The sequence below is a fragment of the Thermus sp. H19.2 genome, assembly GCF_054979525.1.
Map to the genome: position 1 here is coordinate 301,943 of NZ_CM143429.1, position 19,472 is coordinate 321,414.

The window sequence follows — 19,472 nt, forward strand, 5'->3', positions numbered from 1 at the left end:
GGTCCGATTATAGGCCCTGGACCCGGGAGGGCTGGTAAGCTTAGGCCATGAGGGCCAATGCCTGGAACATCGTCAAGTGGACGGCCGTGGTTACCCTCCTGGTCCTTCTTTTGGCCATCCTCCTCATCAACTTCACCACGAGCCGCGACCTCCCCGAGCTGGTGCGGGTCCAGGTGGAGCGGTACGCGGTGTGCAGCTACTGGTTCTTTGGCTGGCACCTGGCCTCCACCGGGGCCTTCGCCTTCGCCTTTTTGCTGGTGGGCTTCCTGGGAGGGCTTTTGCTGGGCCTCTTCCTTAGGCGAAGGGTCTAGAGCTCCAGGGCGAGCTTCTCCCCCTCCTCGGGCACCCCCGCCGGGTAGCGCCCGTTGAAGCAGGCCAGGCAGACGGGCCGCCCGATGGCCCGCCTCACCCCCTCCTCGGAGAGGAAGGCCAGGGAGTCCGCCCCGATGTAGGCTTGGATCTCCTCCACGCTCTTCTCCGCGGCGATGAGCTCCTTGCGGGCGGCGGTGTCTATGCCGTAGTAGCAGGGGAAGCGGATGGGGGGGCTAGAGACGCGGAAGTGGACCTCGAGGGCCCCGGCTTCCTTGAGCATCTGCACGATACGGCGGCTCGTGGTGCCCCGGACGATGGAGTCGTCCACCAGGACCACCCGCCTGCCCTTCACCGCCCCCGTGGGGGAGAGCTTGAGCCTGGTCTTCAGGTCGCGCAGTTCCTGGGTGGGCTGGATGAAGGTGCGCCCGGCGTAGGGGTTCTTGTAGAGGCCGAACTCCAAGGGAAGCCCGCTGGCCTTGGCGTAGCCCACGGCGGCCCCTATCCCCGAGTCGGGTACGGGGACCACGAGGTCGGCCTCCGCGGGGGCCTCCCGGAAGAGCTCCATCCCCATCCGCACCCGGGCCTCGTAGGCCTCGGTGCCGTCCAGGAGGCTGTCGGGCCGGGCGAAGTAGATCCACTCAAAGGCGCACGGGGCGGGCTCGGGAGGAAGGGCCTGGAGGCTTCGCAGCTCGCCCTCCTCCACCCAGACCACCTCCCCGGGCCGCACGTCCCGCACGTACTCCGCCCCCATGAGGAGGAGGGCCGGGGGTTCGGAGGCGAAGGCGTAGCCCCAGGGGGCCTTGCCGAGGACGAGGGGCCTCACCCCGTGGGGGTCCCGGAGGGCGAGGAGGGTTTTGCGGTTCATGAGGAGGATGGAATACCCCCCCTCGAGGAGCCGCATGGCCTGGGCGGCGGCCTCGGGGAGGGGGAGGTGGCCCAGGCGGGCGAGGAGGAGGAGCATCACCTCGGTGTCCGAGGTGCTCTGGAAGGTGGCCCCTTCCCAGAGAAGGCGGTCGCGGAGGGGCTTGGCGTTGGTGAAGTTGCCGTTGTGGGCGATGGCCAAGACCCCGTGGGCGGTGCGGGCGGTGAGGGGCTGGGCGTTGATGCGCAGGTTGGAGCCCGTGGTGGAGTAGCGGGTGTGGGCGATGCCCAGGCGGGCCTCCGGAAGGCGGAGCTTCCCCAAGCGCTCCTCGGTGAAGACCTGGTGGACGAGGCCCAGGTCCTTTTCCACCAAAAACTCCTTGCCGTCCGTGACCGCCATCCCCGCCGCCTCCTGGCCCCGGTGCTGCAGGGCGAGGAGGCCGAGGTGGAGAAGCCCCGCCACGTCCACGGGGCCTTCGCTCCAAAGCCCGAGGATGCCGCACTCCTCCTGGGGCTTATCCATCCAGCACCTCCCTGAGGGGCGCTTTCCAGGCGGAAAGCAGTTCCTCCAGGCTCCACTCTAGGACACCCCCCGGGATGAGGACCGTGAGGCTCTTCCCCCCTGTCTCCCCCAGGACCCGGTAGGGGAGGCCCCTTTCCTCCAGAAGGAGGGTGGCCTCCTGGAGGCGGGTCTTCTCCACGGTGAAGAGGATGCGGCTTGGGGCCTCGCCGAAGAGGGCTTCCAGGCCCTCTTCCCGCACCTCCACCGTGGCCCCCACCCCGTAGGGGAAGGCCATCTCGGCGAGGGCCAGAAGAAGCCCCCCTTCCGCCACGTCGTGGGCCGTTCGGGTGAGGCCCCTTCCGATGAGCTCCCGGATGGCCTCCTGCACCGCCTTCTCCCGCCCGAGGTCCAGCCTTGGGGGGTGGCCGAACTCCTTCCCCGTGAGGAGGTAGAGGACCTCGCTCGCCCCAAGCTCCCCCTTCTCCTCCCCGAGGAGGAGGAGGACCTCCCCGGGGCGCCTAAAGCCCATCTCCGCCCGCTTATCCACCTCCAGGACCCCCACCACCCCCACCATGGCCGTGGGGGGGATGCGCTTGCCCCCGCTCTCGTTGTAGAGGGAGACGTTTCCCGAGACCACGGGGACGCCCAAGGCCTCGCTCGCCTCCTTGAGCCCGGCGATGGTCTCGGCGAGCTCGTGGTAGCCCTCGGGGGTCTCCGGGCTTCCCAGGTTGAGGCCGTCGGTGTAGGCGAGGGGTCTCGCCCCCACCACGGAAACGTTCCGGCAGGCCTCCGCCAGGGCGTGCATGGCCCCGAGCCGGGGGGAAAGGCGGCTATACCGGGGGTTCTGGTCCACCTTGGCGGCCACGCCGAGGCGGGTGCCCTTGATCCAGAGGACGGCGGCGTCCCCCTTGCCGGGGAGGAGGGCGGTGCGGGTCCCCACCTGGTGGTCGTACCGCTCGTAGACGGCCTCGCGGCTTGCCAGGTTGGGGGAGGCGAGGAGCCTCTTTAGGACCTCATGGGGGTCGGCCTTTAGGGGGGGAATAGGGGTTTCCCGGAGCCTCCGGACCTCGGGGTCCTCCCGCCCCACCCTCACGTAGGTGGGGGCCTCGGCCAGGGCCTCTGTGGGCACCTCCGCCACCACCTCGCCCCTAAAGAGGACCCGGAAGACCCTTTCCGGGATGGTCCTGGCCACGGGGACGCAGTCCAGGCCCCACCTGCGGAAGACTTCCTCCAGGGCCTTTTCCTTCCCCTCCTTGGGCACGAGGACCATCCGCTCCTGGCTTTCCGAGAGGAGGAGCTCCTCCGAGCCCATCCCTTCCTCCCGGGTGGGGACGAGGTCCAGGTGGAGCTCCACCCCGAGGCCCGACTTGTGGGCGAGCTCCGAGAGGCTGCTGGTGAGCCCCGCCGCCCCCATGTCCTGGACGCCTTCCACGAGGTCTTTTTCTATGGCCTCGAGGGTGGCCTCCATGAGGAGCTTGCCGAGGAAAGGGTCCCCCACCTGCACCGCGGGCCGGTCCTCCGCCTTCTCCTCCTTGAGCTCGCGGCTCGCGAAGGCCGCTCCGCCGATCCCGTCCCGGCCCGTCTTGGCCCCGGCGTAATAGATGGGGCGGCCCAAAGAGGCCCGACTTCGCTTCAGGTGCTCCTCCCTCAGGAGGCCCAGGCACATGGCGTTCACCAGGGGGTTTTCCCGGTAACCCTCGTGGAAGTAGAGGTCCCCGCCCACCGTGGGCACCCCGATGGCGTTGCCGTAGAAGGCGATGCCCGAGACCACCCCCTTGAGGAGGTAGCGGCTTCTCGCCTCCTCGGGTGGCCCGAAGCGGAGGGAGTCCAGGAGGGCGATGGGCCTCGCTCCCATGCTCAGGATGTCCCGGAGGATCCCCCCGACCCCCGTGGCCGCCCCCTGGAAGGGCTCCACCGCCGAGGGGTGGTTGTGGCTCTCTATCTTGAAGGCCACGGCCCAGCCCTCGCCCACCCGCACCACGCCGGCGTTTTCCCCGGGGCCTTGCAGGACCGCTTCCCCCTCCTTGGGAAGCGCTTTGAGGAGAGGGCGGGAGTTCTTGTAGGCGCAGTGCTCGCTCCACATCACCTTGAAGAGGAGGAGCTCCACCCGGCTTGGCTCCCGCCCGAGCCTGCGGACGATCTCCCGGTACTCCTCCAGGGGGACCCCGATCTCCTTGGCGAGGGCTTCCATCACGTGAGGAGGGAGAGGAGCTCCCGGTGGTCCTGCACCTTGGCCGTGGGCTTCACCTCCCCGTTCACCTCCCTCAGGCCCACGTACTGGACCGCCCAGGGGTAGCCCGTCCCGAAGGCCCCCTTGATGTCCGTCTGGGGCAGGTCCCCCACGTGAAGGGCCTCCTCCGGGGCCACGCCCAGGGCCTCGAGGGCCACCCGGAAAGCCTCGGGCTTGGGCTTCACGAAGCCCGTCTCGTCGGAGAAGCTAAAGGCCAGGAAGACGTCCAGGCCCTGCCGCTTCAGGTGCTCCCTGAGGAGGCGGCCCGGGGTCATGCCGGTGTCGGAGACGATAGCCAGGGGGTACTTCTTGGCGAGGTTCTTCAGGGCCTCCACCCCGGGGAGGGGCTTGAGGGGGGCGAGGAGGGAGCTTTCCTCCAGCTTTCTTGCGGTGAGGGCGATGAGGCCGGGGTCGTGGGGGGCGCCGAGGAGGGCGAAGATGCGGGCCACCCGCTCGTACACGGGCATGTGCTCCCCCGCCTTCCAGGCCTCCTCAAAGGCCAAGGAGGCCTGGCGGTAGGCCTCCCGCACCTCGGCTTCCTCCGCCGGGTGCCCCGCCTCGGAGAGGGCGTCCAGGAGGATCTCGTACCGGGCGGGCATGACCTTTTCCAAAAACGCCTCCCCCTCGGTGAAGAGGGTGCCCCAGAAGTCAAAGGTGATGGCTTTGGGCTTCATCGTGCCACCTCCTTGACGAGCCCCAGGAAAAAGGGGAGCCCGTCGGTGTTCCCTAGAACCTCGTCCACGGCCCTTTCGGGATGGGGCATCATGCCGAGGACGTTCCCCCTTTCGTTCACGATGCCCGCGATGTCGTGGAGGCTCCCGTTGGGGTTGTAGTCCGCCTCGTCCTTTAGAGGCGCGTAGCGGAAGACCACCAGGCCCTCCCCCTCGAGGTGGGCCAGGGTCTCGGGATCGGCGTAGTAGCGGCCCTCGCCGTGGGCGATGGGAAGCCTCAGGACCTGGCCCCTTTGGTAGAGTCGGGTGAAGGGGAGGTCGTTCCGCTCCACCCGCACCCCCACCTCCTTGCAGGTGAAGTGGAGGTTGAGGTTGGCAAGGAGCGCCCCCGGCAAAAGCCCCGCCTCGGTGAGGATCTGGAAACCGTTGCAGACCCCCACCACGTACCGCCCCTCCCGGGCGAAGCGCCGCACCGCCTCCATCACCGGGCTTTTGGCGGCGAGGGCCCCCGCCCTCAGGTAGTCCCCGTAGCTGAAACCCCCGGGGAGGAAGACCCCGTCAAAGCCCCGGAGGTCCCTTTCCGTGTGCCAGACGAACTCTGCCCGGACCCCCGCCTTCTCCAGGGCGAAGCGGGCGTCCTCGTCACAGTTGGCGCCGGGGAAGCGGACGATGGCCCACCTCATGGGAGTTCCTTTAGGGCCTCCAGGGCGTAGACCTCCATCACCGGGTTGGCGAGAAGGGCGCCCATGGCCTTGGCCTTCTCCTCGGCCTCCAAGAGATTTCCCGCCCGGAAGACGATTTCCAGCACCTTTCCCACCCGCACGCTTTCCACCGGGTGGCCGAGGTCCTTCAGCACCCCCTCCACCGCCCGGCCCTGGGGGTCCAGGATCCCCTCTTTGAGCTCGATGAGCAGGGTGGCCTGGTAGCGCGGCATATGGCCCAAGTCTACCCCAGGACCCGCCGGAGCACCTCTTGGTAGGCTTCCTCCACGCCGCCTAGGTCCTTGCGGAAGCGGTCCTTGTCCAAAGGCTCCCCCTTCTCGTCCCAAAGGCGCATGGTGTCGGGGCTGATCTCGTCGGCGAGGAGGACCTCCCCCCCGAGCCGCCCGAACTCCAGCTTGAAGTCCACGAGCTCAAGCCCCCTTTCCGCGAAGAAGGCCTTGAGGAGTTCCCCCACCCTCAGGGCGGTGCGCTTCACCGCCTCAAGCTCCTCTTCCCCCGCAATCCCCAGGGCGAGGACGGCGTTTTCGCAGATCAGGGGGTCCCCCAGGGCGTCGTTTTTGAGGGAGAACTCCAAAAGGGGGGCCTTCAGGAGGGTCCCTTCCCCCAGGCCGTAGCGCCGGGCGAAGCTCCCCGCCGCCCTGAAGCGGAGGATCACCTCCAGGGGGAGGATCTCCACCCGCCTCACCCGCATCTCCCGCTCGGAGACCTCTTCCAGGAAGTGGGTCCTGATCCCGTGGGCCTCGAGGTAGCGGAAGAGGGCCGCCGAGACCCTGTTGTTCACCACGCCCTTGCCGGGGATCACCCCCCGCTTTTGCGCGTTGAAGGCGGTGGCCTCGTCCTTGAAGTAGACCCTTAGGGTGTCCGGGCCTTCCCGGTAGAGCACCTTGGCCTTGCCCTCGTAGAGCTTCTCCATGCCTCTCCTCAAAGGGGCGCGGGGCCCTTTGCCCTCATTGTAGCGGCAGGAGGCGAAGCCGCGTCTTTTCGGGGCCGATCACCGCTAGGGCTCCCCGCTGCAAAGCCTCGGAGAAGCGACTCAAGACTTCCAGCACCTGCGGTAGGGCCTCAGGGGGTTCTGTGTAGGGGAGGCGGAGGAGGATCACGCTAGGTCCGTCCTCTCCTGTGAGGGAGAGGAGGTGGCCGAAGTCCAGATCGGCAGTGAGGACCGTATAGCCCCGCTCCCTGGCCCAAGCGAAGAGAACCTCGTCGGGGGCGTTTTCCGGGCCCACGTCGCGCCACCAAACGGCTTCGTACCCCGAGGCCTGGAGGCTTTCCCGCCAGCGCGGCGAGAGGTTCATGTCCACCAGGATCTTCACGGGCTCAAAGCGTGCTCTTCTTCCTCCAGCCTCCAAGCGGCGTAGGCCAAGGCTTCCCGGATGTCCTCGAGGGTAAGCTCCGGGTAGTCCCGGAGGAGGTCCTCGGGACGTTCTCCGTGGGCCAGCCGCCGGAGCAGGGCTGCCACCGTGAGGCGCATCCCCCGGATGGTGGCCTTACCGCCGAAGAGGCGGGGGTCGTGGGTGATCCGGCTAAACCGGGTCATGTCCTCATTCTAGAGCCCGAAGCGGGCGTAAATGGCGTCCACGTGCCGGAGGAAGGGCTTCGGGTCAAAGAGGGCCCTTAGCTCCTCCCCCTTCAGGGGGTTTTCCGGGTCCTCTTCCAGAAGCTCCAGGAAGCTTCTCTCCTCCTCCCAGCTCCTCAGGGCGTTCCGCTGCACGAGGGCGTAGGCCTGGTCCCGGGAAAGGCCCCGGGCGATGAGGGCGTTCAGGACCTGCTGGGAGTAGACAAGGCCCCGGGTGAGGTCCAGGTTCCGCTTTAGGTTTTTCTCGTAGACCACGAGGCCCTTCAGGATTCCCTTGAGGCGCCTCAGGGCGTAGTGGGCCAGGGTGGTGGCGTCGGGGAGGATGACCCTTTCCACGGAGGAGTGGGAGATGTCCCGCTCGTGCCAGAGGGCGATGTCCTCCAGGGCGGGCCCTAGATAGCCCCTCAAAAGCCTCGCCACCCCGGTGAGGTTCTCCAGGCCCACGGGGTTCTTCTTGTGGGGCATGCTGGAGCTCCCCGTCTGCCCTTCGTGGAAGGGCTCCTGGGCCTCGAGGACCTCCGTGCGCTGCAGGTGGCGTAGCTCCACGGCCACCCGCTCTATGTTCCCCCCCAGGACGGCGAGGGCCGCCATGACCTCGGCGTGCCGGTCCCGTGGGACCACCTGGGTGGAGACGGGCTCGGGGAGGAGGCCCAGGCGCCGGGCCACGTGGGCCTCCACCTCGGGGGGGACGTGGGCGTAGTTGCCCACGGAGCCCGAGAGCATGGCCACCCCGATGGCCTCCCTCGCCCGCTTAAGCCTTTCCTCGTCCCTTTGGAAGGCGGCCAGGAAGGAGAGGAAGCGGAGGCCGAAGCTGGTGGGCTCGGCGTGGACCCCGTGGGTGCGGGCGATGGCGGGGGTGTGCTTGTGGCGGAGGGCGAGGACCTTCAGGGCCTCCTCCACCCCCTTTAGCTCCTCCAGGACGAGGCTTAGGGCCTCCACCAGGAGGGCGTTTTGCGCCGTGTCCACGATGTCCGAGCTGGTGAGGCCGAGGTGGAGGTAGCGCCCCACCTCCTCGTCCCCCGTCCACTCGGTGAGGGCCCGGGTGAAGGCCACGAGGTCGTGGCGGGTGGTGGCCTCCAGCTCGGCCACCCGCCGGGCGAAGGCCTCGTCCAGGGGCTTTTCCTCAAGCCTGGCGAGAAGCCTCGCCGAAAGGCCCCTAGGCACCTTCCCCAGGGCCTCCCAGGCCTCGAGGGCGTAGGCCTCCACCCGGGCCCACATCCGGTAGCGGCTTTCCTCCGACCAGAGGCGGGCCATCTCCGGCGTCTGGTAGCGGGCGATCATGCCCTAAGGGTAGCTTAAAAGGGCAGGGTGAGGACGAAGGCTCCCCGGTACCCCTCCCCCCCCCTTTCCAGGGGAAGGAGGAGGTCCGCCCGGAAGAGGCCGTCTTGGCGGTTGTTCACCCGGGGCATCCCCCTTTCCCGGTAGGGCGGGAGGGCGTAGACCTGGCGCTGGACCTCCTCGGGGAAGAAGAGCTGGGTGGCGAAGGCCTGGCCCCCCGCCTCCACCCTGAGGTGCAGGTGGGGGGTGCGGCTCGGGTACCAGCCGGGGAAGAGGGTGAGGAAGACCGCCCGGCCCTCCCCGTCCGTGCGCCGGAAGCCCCGGCAGAAGACCCCGGGGGCGTTGACCCCCGAGTAGCGGCCGAGGGCGTCCGTGTGCCAGAGGTCCACCCGGGCCCCCGCCAGGGGCCTGCAGGCCCGGTCCCGCACCTGCAGGAGAAGCCTTAGGGCCACCCCGGGAAGCCCTTCCCGCAGGTCCTCCCGCTCGGGGACCTCCCGGAGGTAGTAGGGGCCCTGGGCGAGGGCGGGCGTGGGGGTGCAGGTTCCTTGGCCCCGGGCCAAGGGGAGGAGGAAGAGGCCGAATACCGCCCGTCTTTGCATCATGGCCTCCTTAGGAGGAGCTCCACCTCTAGGCGGATCCGGTTTTCCACGCTCAGGACCACGGAGACCCGGGGTTGGGTGAGGCGGAACTTCTCAAAGGGAAACTCCGTCCTCAAAAAGACCCGTACCTCCTCGCCCCGGAACTCCGCTTCCCCCTCCCAGACCACCTCCTGCGTCACCTCTTTTAGGGTGAGGTCCCCCACCACCTGGATGGCCACCTTGCCGCTTTGGGGCAGGGGGCTGGGGAGGCCTTTCACCTCCTTGGGGCGGAAGGTGGCGAAGGGGTAGCGGTCCGTCTCCAGGGTTCTTTGGCGCAGGTAGTTGTCCCGCCGGGCCTGGTCGCTTTTCAGCTCCCTCAGGTCCACGGCGAACTCCCCGCTTGCCCGCCCGCTTTGGAGCCGGACCTCCCCCCGCACCGCCTTGGTGGTGCCCACGGCGTCGGCGAGGCCCACCTGCAGAAGCTCCTCCCGCACCCGGTAGCGGGCCTCTCCTGAAGCCACCTCGAAGGTCTGGGCCAGGGCCGGGAGAAAGAGGACCAGCGCCGCCACAACCCATCGCATCCTTCCACCTCCTTGGGCGCTACAAAAAGGGTAGCAGGCTAGGGTTAGGCCTGGGTTAGAAATAGACTGAGGCCATGGTCCGGGCCCTGACCTTTGACGTGGGCAACACCTTGATCCTGGCGAGCCCCCGCTTCTGGCTTCTGCCCTTCCTGGAGGAGCGGGGGCTTAGGCCTCGCAAAGACCCCAAGGCGGCGGCCTTGGCCGCCTTCCGCTTTTACGAGGACCACCACCTCCTGGCCCGGGACCTGGAGACCGCCCTCGGCCTCTGGCGGGAGTTCCACCGGAGGCTTTTGGTGGGGATGGGCCTCGAGGAGCACGCCGAGGCCCTTGCCGAGGAGCTTGTGGCCCGCTGGAAGGACCCCGCCACCTGGCCCCTTGTCCCCGGGGCGGAGGCCACCCTAAGGGCCCTAAAGGCCAAGGGCTACCCCCTGGCCGTGGTCTCCAACTGGGACGCCACCCTCCCCGAGATCCTGGAGGTAGTGGGCCTAAAGCGCTACTTTGACCACCTCTCGGTGAGCGCCCTCTCGGGCCACGCCAAGCCGGACCCGAGGCTTTTCCAGGAGGCCCTAAAAGCCCTCGGGGTGGCTCCGAAGGAAGCGGTCCACGTGGGGGACGCGGAGGCGGACCTCCTGGGGGCGGAGGCCGCGGGGATGAAGGCCCTCCTCTTTGACCCCCTGGGGGAAAACCCCAAGGCCCTTTCCCGGCTGGAAAGGGTGCTAGACTACCTCCCATGAGCGTCCGGGAGGCCATCTGGGGGGAGAAGGCCGAGGCCATTGAGGAGAGCCTCAAGGCGGTGGACGAGGACCTCTTCCGCTACATCCGCGACTTCGCCTACGAGGAGGTTTTGGCCCGCCCCGGGCTAGACCTGAAGACCAGGGAGCTTCTCGCCATCACCGCCCTCATCGCCTTAGGAAGCCCCAAGGAGCTCGCCACCCACCTGGAGGGCGCCCTAAGGGTAGGGGCCACGGAGAGGGAGGTGCGGGAGGCCATCCTCCAGTCCGCCCTCTTCCTGGGCTTTCCCCGGGCCCTGGCCGCCATGAAGCTTTTCCAGAAGGTGCTCAAGGGCCGTGGTGCTCCTCACGAGGGGGAAGGATAGGGCGCTTCTTGCCAGGCTCGCCGCCCTCGGGATAGAGGCGGCGGAGGTGGCCCTTCTGGAGCAGGTGGACCTCCCCGCCCTCGCCCTCCTCTCCGAAAAGCTCAAGGAGGGGTGGGACTACGTGGCCGTGACCTCCAAGGAGGGGGCGAAGAGGCTTCTTCGGGCCTGGAAGGAGGCGGGCTGCCCCCCCCTTAAGGTGGCGGCGGTGGGGGAGGGGACGGCGGGGGTCCTGAGGGCAGGGGGGCTTCCCCCGGCCTTCCTGCCCCCACGGGCCACGGCCAAGGACCTGGCCCAGGCCTTTCCCCGGGCGGAAAGGGTTCTCTTCGTGGCCGGGGACCTGGCGGGGCGGGACCTGGAGGAGGGGCTTAGGGCGCGGGAGGTGGAGGTGGTGCGCCTCGAGGTCTACGCCACCCGGGAAAGGGCCCTCGCCCCCGAGGAGGTGGCCCTTTTGGAGCGGGCGGAGGTGGTGGCCTTCTTCAGCCCGAGCGGGGTGCGGGCCTACGCCCGCTGGACGGGAAGGCGCCCCCAGGCGGCCTCTATCGGCCCGAGCACCGGGGAGGAGGCCCGGAGGCTTGGCTTTCCCGTGGTGGAGGCGGAAAGCCCGGGGTTAGAGGGCCTCTTCCGGGCCATCCTCCGCGCCTTGGGCCGGTAGGGGCTTCCGTCCCTACCCCCTTGGCGTATACTTTCGGAAGAATATGGCCCTGCCCCTCTACCTGGTGGGCCTCTCCCACAAGACCGCTCCCCTGGAGGTGCGGGAAAGGGCCGCTTTGGACCCCCTGGTGGCCCTCCCCGCCGCCCTTTCCGCCCTGGGCAAGGGGGTGGTTCTCTCCACCTGCAACCGCACCGAGGTCTACGGGGTGGGAAGCCCCGAGAAGGCCAGGGCCCTCCTCCTCTCAAGGGGGGTGGCCCCCCGGCACCTCTACGTGAAGGAGGGGGTGGAGGCCCTGCGCCACCTCTACCGGGTGGCCGCCGGGCTGGACTCGCTGGTGGTGGGGGAGGCCCAGATCCTGGGCCAGGTGCGGGAGGCCCTCTTCCTGGCCAGGAGGCAGGGCGCCACGGAAAGCCTTCTGGAGAAGGCCTTCCAGTCGGCCATCGCCTTGGGCAAACGGGCTCGGAGCGAAACGGGCATCGGTATGGGGGCGGTGAGCGTCGCCTACGCCGCCTTGGACCTGGCCCTCGCCGTCTACGGGGACCTTTCCGGGCTTTCCGTGGCCGTGCTGGGGGCGGGGGAGATGGCGGAGCTTTTCCTCACCCACCTGAAGGCCCACGGGGTGGGGCGGATCCTGGTCGTGAACCGGACGGAGGAAAAAGCCCGGGCCCTGGCGGAGCGCTTTGGCGGCGAGGCCTTTGGCCTTCCCGCCCTTCCCCAGGTCCTCCGCCAGGCGGACCTGGTGGTGGCCTCGGCCGCCGCCCCCCACTACCTGGTGGGCCCCGAGGACCTGCCCAAGCGGGCCAAGCCCCTCTTCCTTATAGACATCGCCCTTCCCCGGAACATTGACCCCCGGGTGGGGGACCTTCCCCACGCCTACCTCTACAACCTGGACGACCTCAAGCGGGTGGTGGAGAAGAACCTAAAGGCCCGCCAGGGGGAGATCCCCAAGGTGGAGGCCCTCATTGAGAAGGCCCTGGGGGACTACATGGAGTGGTACGCGGGCCACCGGGTGCGGGAGGCCATCCGGGCCCTCGAGGCCTGGGCCCGGGTCCAGGCGGCCAAGGCCCAGCCGGAGGCCGGGCCGGTGGAGCTGGAAAAGGCGGCGGGGCGTCTGGCCCACCCCTTCATCCTGGGGCTGAAGCGCCGCGCCCTAGACCGGGTGGGAGGGCCTCCCTGCCCGGAGGACTGCCTCCTCTACCGGCTTTCCCGGACATGACCCTGGCCCTGGCCTTTCTCGGGGTGGTGGGGGTGGCCTTTGGGGTCTTTCTCCCCGCGGGGCTTTTCTGGGGCGGGGCCTTCCTGCTCCTTGGGGCCCTCTTCCACGCCCTGGCCGAAGGGCCCTTCGCCGGGCCCGCCCAGGTGGCCTTGGTCCTGGGGGGGCTTCTCGCCCTCCGGGGAAAGACCCTGTGGGACCGGCCCCGGCTTAGGCCTCTGGGCCGGTACCTGGCCTTTTTGGCCCTCCTCCTCGGCCTCTTCGCCCTCCGGTCCCTACCCCACCCCGGGGGAGACCTGCCCCTCCTCCTCACCCTCTTCCACGCCGGGGCCTTCCTCGTGGCCTACCTCGCCCTGAGCGTGGGGGTGGGGGCGGGGGCGATGTGCGCCCTCCAGGACCTGAGGCTCCGCCTGGCCCCCGAGCGGGCCGTGGCCGCCGCCCCCCTTTGGAGCCTGAGGCGGCTTGAGCGGGGTTACCTCCGGGTGGGGTACGTGGCGGCCACCCTGGGGCTTGCGAGTGGCATGGCCTGGGCCTTCGGCTACTTCGGAAGCCCCTTAAGCTTGGACCCCAAGGAGGTTTCCGTCCTTGGGGGTTGGCTTCTCCTCACCCTGTACTTCCTCCTGGAAGAGAGGCTAAGGGGCCTTTTGCGGGCCGGGCTTCTCCTCTTGGCCTACGGCCTTTTTATCTTCGCCTTTCTGGGGGCGCCCTTTCTGGGCTCCCGGCACCCCTCGAGGCTGGGGTTTTAGACTCTGTAAGGGTGAGGTTGACAAATTGTAAATCTGTGGTTTACAATTCCCACAAGGAGGTTAGGACGTGGAGGAGAAACGGCGCATACTGGAGATGGTGCGTTCGGGGGAGGTTGGGGTGGAGGAGGCCTTGGCCCTCCTCGAGGCGGTGGAGGCGCGGCCTAGGGCCAAGGGGCCTCTCCAGGTTCTTAGGGTGCGCATAAACGTCTACGACGAGGGCAAGCCCGTGCGGGTGAACGTCAACCTGCCCCTGGCCCTGGCGGAGCTTTTGGAGGCTTTCTTGCCGCAGGAGGCCAAGCTGACCCTGGCCAACCGGGGGGTGGACCTGAAGGACCTCCTCCGCCTGGTGCGGGAGGGGGTTCCCGAGGGGAAGCTCGTGGAGATTGAGGCGGAGGAGGAAGGCCACCCGGTGCAGATCCTGGTGGAGGTGGCGTGATCCCCTTGCGCCCCCGGTTCCTCTACCTCCAGGTGCGGGGGCCTTTCCCCCTGCCCCTTTTCCTGGCGCTTCCCCTCGTGGCCTTGGAGTGGGGCCTTCTCCTCGTCCTCTTCCTCCACAAGACCCGCGCCCTCCTTCGGGGGAAGGCCTCGAGGACGCCCCTGGGGGCGGTCTTCGCCCTTAGGCGGCTTCCTCCTTTGGTGCTTCTGGAGCTGGAGGTGGAGAGGATAGGGGTAAAGGTGGGCGTATGGTGATCCGGCCTCTTCCCACGCGGTGTCCGGCCTGCGAGGGGCCCTTGGCGGTGAAGGCCCTCTTCTGCCCCGCCTGCGGCACCGAGGTGCACGGGCGCTTCGCCCCAAACGAGTTCGCCCTCCTTCCCAAGGAGCACCTGGACTTCCTGCGGCTGTTCGTAAAGACCCGGGGGAACCTGAAGGAGGTGGAGCGCATCCTGGGGGTCTCCTACCCCACGGTGCGGGCCCGGCTGGACGCCCTCCTCAAGGCCCTGGGGTACGAGGAAGGGGGCGGGGGAGAGGAGCGCCTCCAGGTCCTGGAAGCCCTAAGGCGGGGGGAGATCAGCGTGGAGGAGGCGGTGGCCCGCTTGCGGGAAGGGAGAAGCTGAAGGCCGTCCCCTTGCCCACCTGGCTTTCCACCCAGATCTCCCCCCCGTGGGCCTCGAGGATGGCCTTCACGATGGCCAGGCCGAGGCCCGACCCGCCCCTTTCCCGGTCTCGGGCCTTGTCCACCCGGTAGAAGCGCTCAAAGAGGTGGGGGAGGTGCTCCTCGGGGATCCCTTCCCCGTCGTCCTCCACCCGCACCACCGCCTTGTCCCCCAGGTCAAAGGCCCTGAGCCACACGTGCCTGGCCCCGGCCTTGAGGGCGTTGGAAACCAGGTTGGCCATGACCTGGTGGAGCCGGTCGGGGTCCCCCCGCACGTAGAGTTCCTCCGGGGCCTCCACGTGGATCTCCCCTTCCAGGCTCTTGGCGAACTCCTCCCGCACCTCCTCCAGAAGGTCCCGCACCCTGACCGACACGGGTTCTATGCGCCAGGTGCCGCTCTGGGACAGAACCAGGAGGTCCGAGACCAGCTTCCCCATGCGCTCCGCCTCCCGCCTCACGATTTCCAGGCTTTCCCGCTGGGCCTCGGTGAGGGGGGTGCGCCGGAGCAGGTAGCCCACGTGCCCTAGGATGGCGGTGATGGGGGTCCTGAGCTCGTGGGAGGCGTCCTGGAGGAAGCGGGTCTGGGCCTCAAAGGCCTTTTGCATGCGGGAAAGCATGCCGTTTAGGGCCCTAACCAGGGCGGCCACCTCGTCCCTTCCCTCGGGCTCGGGGAGAGACTCGGGGCGCTCGGGCATGGCCTCGGCCTTTCGGGCCACCCACTCCAACGGCTCCAGGGCCCGGGCCACCAGGCCCCTCGCCAGGAGGAAGGAGAGGAGGAGGACGAGGAGGGCGGTGCCGGCGTAGATGCGGGCGAACTGGCTTAGGGTGGCCTCGAGGTCCTCCGTGGGCTTGCCCACCAGGAGGGCTCCCTTCCACACCGCCCCGGAGAGGTTGACCTCCACCCGGCGGGCGTAGACCAGAAGGCGCAAGGGGCTTCCCTCCCGGGGAAGGGCCACCTGGGCCCAGACCTCGCCCCTTTCCAGGAGGGCGCGGTACTGGGCCTCGCCTAAAAGGAGCCGTCCCTGTCCCAGGGCGGGGCTTTTCTGCAGGCTGATGCCCCCTTCCTTGGCCAAAAGGGCGGGGTTTTCCTCGGGGAGGAGCTGGACCTCGGCGTAGAGGCTCGGGGGGAGGCCCGCCTCCAGGAGGGCCTGCCCCCCCAGGTTGAGGAGGCGCACCACCTGGTTGCTGGCCTCCAGGAGCTCGCCCCGGAGGTTGCGGTAGAGGAAGCTCCTAAGGAGGCCTTCCAGGGCCACGCCTAAGGCCAAGAGGGCCACCAGGAGGAGCCCCGCGGTGAGGAGGGTGATGCGGGCCCTGAGGGTCATGCCGGGGGTCAGTCTTCCCGGAGCACGTACCCCACGCCCCGCACGGTGTGGATGAGGCGGCGCTCTCCCCCGGCCTCCAGCTTCTTGCGCAGATAGCCGATGTACACGTCCACCACGTTGCTTCCCCCTTGGTAGCCCGGCCAGACCTTCTCCTCAATCTCGTAGCGGCTGAAGACCTTGCCGGGGTTTTTGGCGAGAAGCTCCAGGAGCTCAAACTCCTTGTTGGAAAGCTCTATGCGCCGCCCGCCCCGGAAGACCTCCCGGCCCTCGAGGTTGATGATGAGGTCCGCCACCCGGATCTCCCCGGTGATGGCCGGGGTGACCCGGCGGAGGTGGGCCCGCACCCGGGCGAGGAGTTCCTCTATAGAGAAGGGCTTCACCAAGTAGTCGTCGGCCCCCGCGTCCAAGCCCGCCACCTTGTCCTCCACGCGGTCCTTGGCGGTGAGGATCAGGATGGGCACATTGGAGGTCTTGCGGATGCGCTTGGCCACCTCGATCCCGTCCATCACGGGAAGCATCAGGTCCAGGACCACCAGGTTGGGGTTCACCTCCCGGAACTTGGAAAGCCCGGTGATGCCGTCGTGGGCCACCTCGGTGCGGTAGCCCTCCGCCTGGAGCTCTAGCTCTATGAAGCGGGCGATGTCCTTCTCGTCCTCCACAATGAGGATCAGGGGAGGTTCCATGCCCCCATGGTACTCACTTTCTCATGAGAAAGCTAGGCGTAAAGGCTCAAGACCGCCAGGGGACCATGCCCCAGGCTACCCGATCCCGGGCCTCCTTTCCACCTCCGCCACCTCCCGCACCGTGCGCAGGAGGGCGTCGGGGTTGAGGCTTAGGGAGTCTATGCCCCTTTCCACCAGGAAGGCGGCGAACTCGGGGTAGTCGGAAGGGGCCTGGCCGCAGATGCCCACCTTCTTCCCCTTGGCGTGGGCCTTCTCAATGAGCATGGCCGCGAGGCGCTTCACCGTCTCCCGCCTTTCGTCAAAGAGGTGGGCCACCCGCTCGGAGTCCCGGTCCAGGCCCAAGGCGAGCTGGGTGAGGTCGTTGGAGCCTATGGAGAAGCCGTCAAAGAGCTCGGCGAAGGCCTCGGCCTCGAGGACGTTGGAGGGGATCTCCGCCATCACGTAGACCTCGAGGCCCCCCTCCCCCCGCCTAAGCCCCCCCTCGGCCATGACGGCCAGCACCTTCTCCCCCTCCTCCGGGGTGCGGCAGAAGGGAATCATCACCATGAGGTTCTTGAGCCCCATGGCCTCCCGCACCCGCTTCACCGCGGCCACCTCCAGGAGGAAGCCCTCCTTGTAGTCCGGGTGGTAGTAGCGGCTCGCCCCCCGCCACCCCAGCATGGGGTTTTCCTCCTTGGGCTCAAAGAGGTGCCCCCCGAGGAGGCGGGCGTACTCGTTGGTCTTGAAGTCGGAGAAGCGGAGGAGGACGGGCCTCGGGTAGAAGGCGGCGGCGATGAGGCCGATGCCCTCGCTTAGGCGTTCCACGAAGTAGGCCCGTTTATCGGCGTAGGCCTCGGTGACCTCCTCCACCTGGCGGCGGACCTCCTTGGGAAGGGTTTCAAAACGGGTCAGGGCCAGGGGGTGGACGCGGACGTGGCTTGCGAAGACGAACTCCATCCGCAAAAGCCCCACCCCGTCCGTGGGGAGGAGGCTCGCCCTTAGGGCCTCCTCCGGGGTGCCCACGTTCACCAGGATCTGGGTCTTGGTCCGGGGCAAGGCCTCGGGGCGAACCTCCTCCACCTCAAAGGGAAGCCTTCCCCGGTAGACCCGCCCCACCTCCCCCTCGGCGCAGGAGACCGTGACCTCCTCCCCCTCGGGGACGCTCCGCGTGGCCCCCACCGCCCCCACCACCGCGGGCACCCCCAGCTCCCGGGCCACGATGGCCGCGTGGGAGGTGCGCCCGCCCCTTTCGGTGACGATGGCCGCCGCCTTCTTCATGATGGGCTCCCAGTCGGGGTTGGTGGTCTCGGTGACCAGGACCTCCCCCTCCTGGAAGCGGTCCATCTCCTTCGGATCCTTGAGGACGCGGGCCCTTCCTGCGGCGATGGCCTCCCCCACGGCGAGGCCCTCGGCCAGGACCTCTCCCCTTTGCAGGAGGCGGAAGACGCGGAGGACCGGGGCCTTTTGCGAGTGAACGGTCTCGGGCCGGGCCTGGAGGACGAAAAGCTCCCCCGTGGGGCCGTCCTTGGCCCACTCAATGTCCATGGGGGTGGGGCTTCCCCGCTTCTTGGAGTAGTGGTCCTCAATCTTCAGGGCCCAGTCGGCGAGGAGGAGGACCTCCTCGTCCTTTAAGGCGAAGCGGTTGCGCAGGTAGAGGGGCGTGGGCCGGTTCTTGAGCCTTCCCTCCCTGGGGTCAAAGGCCAGGGTGAGCTCCTTGGCGCCGAGCTTTTTGTAGATCACGGCCCGGAAGCCCTCACGGAAGGTCTCCTTGTGCACGTAGTACCCGTCCGGGACCACCCGCCCCTGGACGATGTTCTCGCCGAGACCCCATATGGCCGTGAGGTAGACGAAGCCCCGGTGGCCGGTGTCGGGGTCCAGGGTGAAGATCACCCCGCTTGCGCCGGAGTCGGCCCGGACCATGCGCTGGACCCCCACGCTTAGGGCCACCTTGAGGTGGTCAAAGCCCATATGGGCCCGGTAGCTGATGGCCCGCGCGGTGAAGAGGCTCGCCATGGCCCGCTTCACGTGGAGGAGGAGGTCCTCTTCCCCCTGGACGTAGAGGAAGCTTTCCTGCTGCCCGGCGAAGCTCGCCGTGGGGAGGTCCTCGGCGGTGGCGCTAGAGCGCACCGCCACGGGGATCTCCTCCTCCCCGGCCTCCTCGGAAAGGCCGCGGTAGGCCTCCAGGATCTCCTCCCGGAGGTCTTGGGGGTATTCGCCCTTCAGGATCAGGTTCCGCAGGCGGCGGCTCGCCCTTTGCAGGGCCTTGGGGTCTTCGGGGTTCAGCCCTTCCAGCTCCTTGGCGATGGCCTCCTCGAGGCCGTTATGCCGGAGGAAGTACCGGTAGGCCTCGCTGGTGGTGGCGAAGCCCTCGGGCACCCTGACCCCCAAAGGGCCAAGCTCCCGGATCGTCTCCCCCAAGGAGGCGTTCTTCCCCCCCACCAGGGGGACGTCCTCCAGGCCCACCTCGTGGAAAAACCGCACCCACTTCACGGGATCCCTCCTTTCCTCAAGGCCTCCTTCAGCACGCCCTCGGCGCTTTCCCCCGCGTAAAGGGCCTCCTCCGTGAGGAAGAGGCGGTGGGGAAGGGCGAGGAAGGCGGCGTCCTTAAGCTCCTTCCAGTCCACGAAGGGCTTCCCCCGCAGGTAGGCCAGGGCCCGGGCCAGGGAAAGCCAGGCCTTGGCTCCCCGGGGGGAAAGCCCCATGCGGAGGCGCCGGTCCTCCTGGGTGAGGAAGGCCACGTGGGTGATGGCCAAAAGGGCCTCCTTGGCCACCCGCACCTCCCCCGCTTCCCTTTGGGCCCCGAGGAGGTCCACCTCCACGGGGCTTGGGGTTTTGGGCTCCTCGGTGAGGATCCTTAGCCACACCTCCCGCCTCGGGGGGCGGAAGGGGATCTTGGCGGCGAAGCGGTCCAGCTGGGCCTCGGGCAGGGGGTAGGTGCCCTCCAGCTCCAGGGGGTTTTGCGTGGCGATGACGAAGAAGGGCTCGGGCAAGGGGTGGCGCACGCCCCCTGCAGTCACCGCCCTTTCCTGCATGGCCTCGAGGAGGGCCGACTGCACCTTAGGGGGCGCCCGGTTGATCTCGTCCGCCAGGACCACCTGGGCGAAAAGGGGCCCCTTCACGAACTCAAAGCGCCCCTCCCGGAAGACCTCGCTCCCCGTGAGGTCCTGGGGGAGGAGGTCCGGGGTGAACTGGATGCGCTTGTAACTTAGGCCGCTTGCCTTGGCGAAGCTTTCCGCAAGGAGGGTCTTGCCCAGGCCCGGCGTCCCTTCCAAGAGGGCGTGCCCCCGGGCGAGAAGGACGGCCAGGAGGGCCTCTATGGCTTCCTCCTGGCCGAAGAGCACCTCCCCTAGGGCCTCCCTCAGCCTCGCCAAACCCAC

At 68.5% G+C, this 19,472-nt stretch carries 24 protein-coding genes; 9 read left to right on the forward strand and 15 right to left on the reverse strand.

Going from position 1 to position 19,472, the window contains the following annotated elements; all coding sequences use genetic code 11:
- Positions 1-47 precede the first annotated feature (47 nt).
- Positions 48-311 carry an LPXTG cell wall anchor domain-containing protein gene (locus tag ACY5J6_RS01735; RefSeq protein ID WP_462845687.1) on the forward strand — a complete coding sequence of 88 codons (264 nt, stop codon included), beginning with the start codon at positions 48-50 and terminating at the stop codon, positions 309-311.
- Here the strand turns inward: ACY5J6_RS01735 and purF are convergent.
- The 11 genes from purF to ACY5J6_RS01790 are packed head-to-tail and all read right to left on the reverse strand — an operon-like array spanning position 308 to position 9,311.
- Entirely contained in the window at positions 308-1,696 is a 1,389-nt protein-coding gene (gene purF / locus ACY5J6_RS01740) for an amidophosphoribosyltransferase (RefSeq protein ID WP_462845688.1), read from the reverse strand. The two genes, ACY5J6_RS01735 and purF, sit on opposite strands and share 4 nt — an antisense overlap.
- On the reverse strand, positions 1,689-3,866 hold the full coding sequence (gene purL, locus ACY5J6_RS01745) for a phosphoribosylformylglycinamidine synthase subunit PurL (RefSeq protein ID WP_462845689.1): 2,178 nt from the start codon (positions 3,864-3,866) through the stop codon (positions 1,689-1,691). Before purL ends, purF begins: the two co-directional genes overlap by 8 nt.
- Entirely contained in the window at positions 3,866-4,579 is a 714-nt protein-coding gene (locus tag ACY5J6_RS01750; RefSeq protein ID WP_462845690.1) for an HAD family hydrolase, read from the reverse strand. Before ACY5J6_RS01750 ends, purL begins: the two co-directional genes overlap by 1 nt.
- Positions 4,576-5,259: a phosphoribosylformylglycinamidine synthase subunit PurQ gene (gene purQ / locus ACY5J6_RS01755; RefSeq protein ID WP_462845691.1), complete on the reverse strand. Its 684-nt coding sequence runs from the start codon at positions 5,257-5,259 to the stop codon at positions 4,576-4,578. The genes ACY5J6_RS01750 and purQ overlap by 4 nt, the downstream gene beginning before the upstream one ends.
- On the reverse strand, positions 5,256-5,510 hold the full coding sequence (gene purS, locus ACY5J6_RS01760) for a phosphoribosylformylglycinamidine synthase subunit PurS (protein WP_462845692.1): 255 nt from the start codon (positions 5,508-5,510) through the stop codon (positions 5,256-5,258). The genes purQ and purS overlap by 4 nt, the downstream gene beginning before the upstream one ends.
- A gap of 11 nt (positions 5,511-5,521) precedes the next feature.
- On the reverse strand, positions 5,522-6,211 hold the full coding sequence (gene purC, locus ACY5J6_RS01765) for a phosphoribosylaminoimidazolesuccinocarboxamide synthase (protein WP_462845693.1): 690 nt from the start codon (positions 6,209-6,211) through the stop codon (positions 5,522-5,524).
- A 34-nt stretch (positions 6,212-6,245) separates the two neighbouring features.
- Positions 6,246-6,611: a DUF5615 family PIN-like protein gene (locus ACY5J6_RS01770; protein WP_462845694.1), complete on the reverse strand. Its 366-nt coding sequence runs from the start codon at positions 6,609-6,611 to the stop codon at positions 6,246-6,248.
- Positions 6,608-6,835 (reverse strand): DUF433 domain-containing protein, encoded by a 228-nt coding sequence (locus tag ACY5J6_RS01775; RefSeq protein WP_462845695.1) that lies wholly within the window; start codon positions 6,833-6,835, stop codon positions 6,608-6,610. Before ACY5J6_RS01775 ends, ACY5J6_RS01770 begins: the two co-directional genes overlap by 4 nt.
- A 9-nt stretch (positions 6,836-6,844) precedes the next feature.
- Positions 6,845-8,155 (reverse strand): adenylosuccinate lyase, encoded by a 1,311-nt coding sequence (purB, locus tag ACY5J6_RS01780; RefSeq protein ID WP_462845696.1) that lies wholly within the window; start codon positions 8,153-8,155, stop codon positions 6,845-6,847.
- 14 nt (positions 8,156-8,169) lie between these two features.
- The gene (locus ACY5J6_RS01785; protein ID WP_462846477.1) at positions 8,170-8,751 is read right to left on the reverse strand and encodes an intradiol ring-cleavage dioxygenase; all 582 of its coding nucleotides are present in this window, start codon (positions 8,749-8,751) and stop codon (positions 8,170-8,172) included.
- Positions 8,751-9,311 (reverse strand): YceI family protein, encoded by a 561-nt coding sequence (locus tag ACY5J6_RS01790; protein ID WP_462845697.1) that lies wholly within the window; start codon positions 9,309-9,311, stop codon positions 8,751-8,753. The genes ACY5J6_RS01785 and ACY5J6_RS01790 overlap by 1 nt, the downstream gene beginning before the upstream one ends.
- A gap of 74 nt (positions 9,312-9,385) precedes the next feature.
- On the opposite strand from ACY5J6_RS01790, the gene ACY5J6_RS01795 reads away from it, so the two are divergent.
- From ACY5J6_RS01795 to ACY5J6_RS01830, 8 genes are all read left to right on the forward strand, one after another.
- Entirely contained in the window at positions 9,386-10,045 is a 660-nt protein-coding gene (locus tag ACY5J6_RS01795) for an HAD-IA family hydrolase (RefSeq protein WP_462845698.1), read from the forward strand.
- A complete protein-coding gene (locus tag ACY5J6_RS01800) occupies positions 10,042-10,407 on the forward strand; it encodes a carboxymuconolactone decarboxylase family protein (RefSeq protein WP_462845699.1) in 366 nt (121 codons plus the stop codon). Before ACY5J6_RS01795 ends, ACY5J6_RS01800 begins: the two co-directional genes overlap by 4 nt.
- On the forward strand, positions 10,379-11,059 hold the full coding sequence (locus tag ACY5J6_RS01805) for a uroporphyrinogen-III synthase (RefSeq protein WP_462845700.1): 681 nt from the start codon (positions 10,379-10,381) through the stop codon (positions 11,057-11,059). Before ACY5J6_RS01800 ends, ACY5J6_RS01805 begins: the two co-directional genes overlap by 29 nt.
- Before the next feature lie 43 nt (positions 11,060-11,102).
- Positions 11,103-12,275, forward strand: coding sequence for a glutamyl-tRNA reductase (gene hemA, locus ACY5J6_RS01810; protein WP_462845701.1), 1,173 nt, complete (start codon positions 11,103-11,105; stop codon positions 12,273-12,275).
- Positions 12,272-13,018, forward strand: coding sequence for a cytochrome c biogenesis protein CcsA (gene ccsA / locus ACY5J6_RS01815; protein ID WP_462845702.1), 747 nt, complete (start codon positions 12,272-12,274; stop codon positions 13,016-13,018). The genes hemA and ccsA overlap by 4 nt, the downstream gene beginning before the upstream one ends.
- Positions 13,019-13,085: 67 nt before the next feature.
- On the forward strand, positions 13,086-13,454 hold the full coding sequence (locus ACY5J6_RS01820) for an SHOCT-like domain-containing protein (protein WP_462845703.1): 369 nt from the start codon (positions 13,086-13,088) through the stop codon (positions 13,452-13,454).
- Positions 13,451-13,708, forward strand: coding sequence for a hypothetical protein (locus tag ACY5J6_RS01825; protein ID WP_462845704.1), 258 nt, complete (start codon positions 13,451-13,453; stop codon positions 13,706-13,708). Before ACY5J6_RS01820 ends, ACY5J6_RS01825 begins: the two co-directional genes overlap by 4 nt.
- Positions 13,702-14,073, forward strand: coding sequence for a DUF2089 family protein (locus tag ACY5J6_RS01830; RefSeq protein WP_462845705.1), 372 nt, complete (start codon positions 13,702-13,704; stop codon positions 14,071-14,073). The genes ACY5J6_RS01825 and ACY5J6_RS01830 overlap by 7 nt, the downstream gene beginning before the upstream one ends.
- Here the strand turns inward: ACY5J6_RS01830 and ACY5J6_RS01835 are convergent.
- The 4 genes from ACY5J6_RS01835 to ACY5J6_RS01850 all read right to left on the reverse strand — a co-directional run bounded on the left by ACY5J6_RS01835 (position 14,027) and on the right by ACY5J6_RS01850 (position 19,472).
- Positions 14,027-15,433, reverse strand: a complete 1,407-nt coding sequence (locus tag ACY5J6_RS01835; RefSeq protein WP_462845706.1) for a sensor histidine kinase — start codon at positions 15,431-15,433, stop codon at positions 14,027-14,029. The genes ACY5J6_RS01830 and ACY5J6_RS01835 overlap by 47 nt on opposite strands.
- 8 nt (positions 15,434-15,441) lie before the next feature.
- Complete coding sequence (locus tag ACY5J6_RS01840) at positions 15,442-16,116, reverse strand: response regulator (RefSeq protein ID WP_054638469.1); 675 nt, start codon at positions 16,114-16,116, stop codon at positions 15,442-15,444.
- Positions 16,117-16,191: 75 nt separating this feature from the next.
- Entirely contained in the window at positions 16,192-18,585 is a 2,394-nt protein-coding gene (gene ppsA / locus ACY5J6_RS01845) for a phosphoenolpyruvate synthase (protein ID WP_462845707.1), read from the reverse strand.
- The gene (locus ACY5J6_RS01850; RefSeq protein WP_462845708.1) at positions 18,582-19,472 is read right to left on the reverse strand and encodes an AAA family ATPase; all 891 of its coding nucleotides are present in this window, start codon (positions 19,470-19,472) and stop codon (positions 18,582-18,584) included. Before ACY5J6_RS01850 ends, ppsA begins: the two co-directional genes overlap by 4 nt.